A 3629-nucleotide genomic window follows, 5' to 3' on the forward strand; every position below is an offset into this window, starting at 1 on the left:
GGTGACTGCGTCAAGCTTTGCCCTGTTCGTGCGTGCAGTTTGGATGCAACGGGGCATTTCTCGGTAGAACCTACCTATTGTGTTAACTGTGGTGCATGCGTGCAGGTGTGTCCTGAGCATGCCCTAGAGATGAAACGCATTAACTCACGTGAGATGATTGTGCCAGATCCTGCTGCCGAACAAGTGGCAAAACAGCGAGCACAGATTCAAGCTGTCAAAAAGAAGAGTAAAAAGATGTTAAAGACAGGACTTTCTGCGCTTGAGACGTTTGCGGATGAGTTGAGCAAGCCAGAATAGCTTAGATTAATCGCATGGGTCTGGTAAAGACATACAAGGAGCGTGTCCGCACAGGCGGGCAAACAGACAAGGAGTACGAGCATGGCCCTATCTATCGGCATCGTGGGATTGCCCAACGTCGGTAAGTCAACTCTTTTTACTGCTTTGACCAAGAAGGGCGGCCTTGCAGCAAATTATCCCTTTGCAACCATCGACCCGAATGTCGGTGTTGTCGATGTGCCCGATGAGCGTTTACAAAAACTAGCAGATATCGTGCATCCAGCACGCATTGTGCCCGCAACCGTTGAGTTTGTTGATATTGCAGGATTGGTCAAAGGCGCAAATGCAGGTGAGGGACTGGGCAACCAGTTTCTTTCCAACATCCGCAATACCGATGCTATTTGTGAGGTCGTACGGTATTTCTCTGATCCTGATGTCGTACATGTAGACGGCCGTGTTGACCCTGCCTCTGATGCAGAAACTATTCAGACAGAGCTTATCTTGGCCGACCTGGGGACTCTTGAGCGCGCTATTCCCAAGCTTGAGAAAGAAGCAAAGCGCGATAAAGATAAGGCTTGCAACCTTGCTATTGCAAAGCGTCTGCAAGAGTGGCTTGGCGAGGGCAAACGTGCGGCCGACCTTGATATGAGCGATGAGGAGCGTGCTGCAGCGCACGACCTATTTTTGCTTTCAATGAAGCCCATGCTTTATGTGGCAAACGTCGATGAGAACAAGGTTGCTGAGACGCCTGCCCCCATCAATGGACAGACGCCCATTCCCATCTGTGCTGAGGTAGAAGCAGAGCTTGCCGAGCTTGATGAGGCAGAAGCTGCTGAATACCTGGAGTCATTGGGCTTGGAGCACAGCGGACTGGAGACGTTGGCTCAGGCAGCCTATCGTCTGTTGGGATTGCAGAGCTATTTCACTGCTGGTGAGAAGGAAGTGAAAGCGTGGACCGTACGCATCGGTGCTACGGCTCCCGAGGCTGCTGGCGTCATCCACTCTGACTTTGAGCGTGGCTTTATCAAAGCGCGCACGATTAGCTTTGACGATTATGTTGCCTTGGGCGGTGAGGCCGGTGCTCGCGAGGCAGGCCGCATGCGCATGGAAGGCAAAGATTATGTCGTCCAAGATGGTGACGTAATGGAATTCATGTTTAACGTCTAAGTGCTTGGCTCTCAACGCAGATTTTATCTGGCTTGTATGTATACAAAAAGTGCGGCACCTTGCGGTACCGCACTTTTCTTGATGGTGTCTTGCTTGTGTCTGGAGGCTAGTCGTCTTTGTCCATCTTTGCGGCAATACCTGCGGTATCGTCGTAGCTATTGCCGTCGTAGGGGCTCAGTCCCTGGTCAACACGTTCCATCATGTGTTTCCATGCTTCAACATCCAAAATCTCATACCAGATGCCCGTTGAATCATCAGAGGTGGTGGGGGTCATACCACCCATCACATTTTTGTCTACATCAAGACTGGACATTGAGGTAGCTAGGCCCAGGATAGAGTTGACATTCATATCGGTAGTAACCATATCGGCCATGCTTGAAATCGCAGCAGTCATTGTGCCTGGGTCGCTACGCAAGACTTTTTTAATTACAGCTCCAATGACCATGCGCTGGTTGGCAGCACGATAACGGTCACCGTCGCCATATTCGTCATAGGCATGACGCGCGCGACACAAAAGCGTTGCTTCCTTGCCGTTGATGTGCTGATGCCCTTTTTTAAGGTCAATGCCGGTGTACTCGGAATCTTTGACATCGACAGGCAAGTCAACGTCGATGCCCCCAACAGTGTCTACAACCTTTGCCAGGCCATCCATGTCAACTTCGGCATAGTGAGAAATCTTGACGCCCGCAAGCTTCTCTATAGTCTTGATGGAGTAGGGAGCACCACCAAAGGTAAAGGCAGCATTAATCTTTTGCTGACCATATTCATCCAAATCAACAAGAATATCGCGGTGAATCGACACCAAGGTCACTTTAATTTCTTTGGGGTCAACGCGCGCGAGCATGATGGAGTCAGAGCGATAGCTACTATCAGAGGGGCCGTATTCAGTACCATTTGCGCGGTCCTGGTCTTTGTCGATACCCAAAAGAAGGATATAGAAAGGCTCACCATCTTGTACCTCGGTAAGAGCCCGTAAGGTATCCTGGCTCACGCCGCGAGCAAGGCGGGCGTTAATACCATTGATATAAGCCCAGGCAACGCCAACAAAGGCAAAAAGCGAAACGACAAGCGTTACTGCAAGGACTGCAAAAACGTGGTGACGGGTCCTCTTGTGCCGCTTTTTCATATACTTGGCGGTGGCATCAGATCGTGAATACTCCTGCCCCGTGTCTGAGGCATCAAGCTGCTTGTGTTTGCGAGACAAAACAGCCTCCCATGTCGCTGGTCCGAGCGTCTGCGCGTAAAAAGCCGTTGATGCAGATAAACCGCGCAAAGCCTAACCACGTAATGGTATCAGCAGACGCATATCCCCTCACGATGAACATATATATTACGTTCTTGCTCCATGGCAAACAGTCTCAATAGCCCTATTATGTGCAGATGGAAATAATTGCGTCCGTGGATGACGTGTTGAAATGGAGGAAGTATGGCAAACAACAAGCCCCAGCAGTGGGTTGCGGTGCTGGACTTTGGCGCTCAGTATGGTCAGCTCATTGCACGTCGCGTGCGTGATTTGCAGGTGTATTCGGAAATTGTTCCCTGCGATATTCCCGCTGCTGAGCTTGCCGATATGAAGCCTTCGGCAATTATTTTGTCTGGTGGTCCTGCTTCTGTTTATGCTGAGGACGCACCAGATATGGACAAAGCAATTTTTGAGCTTGGGGTTCCTGTACTGGGCTTTTGTTATGGTGAGCAGATCATGGCAGTCAAGCTGGGCGGTGAAGTTGGACATGCGGCTACAGGTGAGTACGGCCCAGCGCTGTTGTTGCGAGATGGTCGCTCGGCAATTCTTGCAGATACGCCGGTTGATGGTCAGACCGTGTGGATGAGTCACCGTGATCGCGTGGTTCGTGCGCCAGAGGGCTTTGAGGTGACGGCCCACACAGATGTCTGTCCCGTGGCGATGATGGAATGTCCTGAGCGTAAGCTTTATGCCATGCAGTTTCATCCCGAGGTGCGACACACCGAGTATGGACGCCAGATGCTTGAGAATTTTCTCTTTAGCGTGTGTGGTTTAGCCGCCGATTGGACGATGAATAATATTGTCGAGCAAAAAATTGCTCAGATTCGTGCCGAGGTGGGCAAGCGAAAGGTTATCTTGGCGCTTTCCGGTGGGGTAGACTCCTCGGTAGTAGCAGCGCTGGTGCATCGTGCTATTGGAGATCAGCTGACCTGCGTTTTTGTAA

Annotated in this window: 4 protein-coding genes; 3 read left to right on the top strand and 1 reads right to left on the bottom strand. The window is 51.0% G+C overall.

The genetic code is table 11. The annotated features are described in order from the left end of the window. Both Q0X25_RS07810 and ychF read left to right on the top strand, forming a co-directional pair. Nucleotides 1-297, top strand: a 297-nt coding sequence (locus Q0X25_RS07810; protein WP_298580895.1) for an ATP-binding protein, incomplete at its 5' end; no start/stop codon positions are given. 81 nt (nucleotides 298-378) lie between these two features. Further along, nucleotides 379-1443: a redox-regulated ATPase YchF gene (gene ychF / locus Q0X25_RS07815; protein WP_298580898.1), complete on the top strand. Its 1065-nt coding sequence runs from the start codon at nucleotides 379-381 to the stop codon at nucleotides 1441-1443. A gap of 106 nt (nucleotides 1444-1549) precedes the next feature. On the opposite strand, the gene Q0X25_RS07820 is transcribed toward ychF, so the two are convergent. Beyond that, nucleotides 1550-2647, bottom strand: a complete 1098-nt coding sequence (locus tag Q0X25_RS07820) for an LCP family protein (RefSeq protein ID WP_298580901.1) — start codon at nucleotides 2645-2647, stop codon at nucleotides 1550-1552. A 222-nt stretch (nucleotides 2648-2869) separates the two neighbouring features. Between Q0X25_RS07820 and guaA the strand changes: the two genes are divergently transcribed. Continuing rightward, nucleotides 2870-3629: glutamine-hydrolyzing GMP synthase (gene guaA, locus Q0X25_RS07825; protein ID WP_298580904.1), on the top strand; the 760-nt coding region annotated here is incomplete at its 3' end.

It is taken from the genome of uncultured Olegusella sp. (assembly GCF_947253395.1).
Classification (GTDB): domain Bacteria; phylum Actinomycetota; class Coriobacteriia; order Coriobacteriales; family Atopobiaceae; genus Olegusella.